Origin of the sequence: Pseudomonas monteilii NBRC 103158 = DSM 14164 (genome assembly GCF_000730605.1) — a bacterium.
Lineage (GTDB): Bacteria > Pseudomonadota > Gammaproteobacteria > Pseudomonadales > Pseudomonadaceae > Aquipseudomonas > Aquipseudomonas monteilii.
This window is the reverse complement of record NZ_BBIS01000115.1, coordinates 1-1322: the sequence shown is the minus strand read 5'-3', so window position 1 is coordinate 1322 and position 1322 is coordinate 1. Positions and strand designations below refer to the sequence as shown.

The 1322-nt window shown below is 51.9% G+C and carries 2 protein-coding genes; both read right to left on the bottom strand.

Going from position 1 to position 1322, the window contains the following annotated elements; genetic code table 11:
• Window positions 1–46: 46 nt before the first annotated feature.
• Window positions 47–253 carry a hypothetical protein gene (locus PM2_RS31760; RefSeq protein ID WP_028700110.1) on the bottom strand — a complete coding sequence of 69 codons (207 nt, stop codon included), beginning with the start codon at window positions 251–253 and terminating at the stop codon, window positions 47–49.
• Between the two features lie 164 nt (window positions 254–417).
• A partial coding sequence (locus PM2_RS29390) for an ImmA/IrrE family metallo-endopeptidase (protein ID WP_042132650.1) occupies window positions 418–1322 on the bottom strand: 905 nt, incomplete at its 5' end.

Sequence of the window (1322 nt, the reverse complement as noted above, 5' to 3'; positions counted from 1 at the left end):
TCGATTGCGGTCAGTCGCGGCTGACGCATAGCGCCTTCCATGATGATCAGTGGATCGTACCGCCGGGCTTCCCTAGCGCTCGGAGTTGATGATCCGTTACCGCCTGAAACAGCGATTCCGCAATCTGGCGAAGTCGCTCCACCTCTATGGCTGAGGCTCCATCTCTCTGTGCCTCATGATAGAGGCGCAGCGCTTCCACTGCGTTCGTGTAGGCAGGATGATCAGGTAGAAGTACGTCTCGCTTTATTGGCATGTGGCTACCCTTAATCAACGTTTTGAGCAAATGCACCACCTGCATGCCGTCCACGGCGCCGACTGCGACTTAATCCGTAACAGCCACGAATCCCTAGACAGGTTGTGAGCTAACGCAAACCTGTGAGGGATCCGTCCAGAGAATGATCGGTTTGACCAAAATTTTCAAACGAGACGCAGATTCGCCCCCTTTCGGGGTACCGCCAAAGCGTCCTGCCGCCCCGGGAGCGAGACAGGAGCCAAGCCAAACAGAATCGGCGTCAGCTCGGATTGCGTCAAGCTCAACTCTGCGGCTACTGCCTGTAATGATTTCCCGGATTCTCGGGTGAAACTCAGCACCTTTTGGAGAACCTGGGACGTCTCACGTGGAGAAGGATCTATCTCGCTTGTACGCGCGCCCTTTTTCGAAAGCTCAACGCAAAGATCTCTATAAGTCCATTCACTTAGTAGACTTACCTTGTGAAGCCTGTAAACGAGCGCCATGGCAGACACATTCCAGTACTTCTTAGCTTTGATAATGTCTGCAATCGTTCGGCAATGAGATGCGTAGGCAAGCACGCTCTCTCTTGGCATAAGCAAAGCCGAAGCGAAACTATTCGCCTCTGCTTCAACTTCCTTACCTTTATTCTCTCCATGCCGGTGCAAGACTAAATGGCCTAATTCATGCGCTGCATCAAAGCGACTGGCTTCCGCTGACTTCTGGGTATTCAAAAATACAAACGGAGTAGTTCCCCTGCGCCAACAGGAAAATGCATTCACCTGATTTGTTTCTTCAGCAAGTGAAAAAACACGAACGCCCTTCGACTCAAGTAGATGGACCATATTTTTTAGGGGCGCATGCCCAAGCAGCCACTCCGACCTAACAACCATGGCTGCCGCTTCGGGATCCATCCCAGAGCAGTCTGGAATACTAGGCGAGGGCAAGTTAAACTTTTGATCCACCCAGTCGGAAAACAGATAAGCAATACCACCAGCGGCGAGAGCAGCATCACGTTGACCTGACGTCATACGGGAAAATGATCGAAAACTCGCATTTTCTCCCGTAGGAGACTCGACATCCTTACCTAGGG

What these genes read in the sequence shown, in the direction of transcription:
- PM2_RS31760 (WP_028700110.1), bottom strand. Translation starts at nt 253, where the DNA reads ATGCCAATAAAGCGAGACGTACTTCTACCTGATCATCCTGCCTACACG.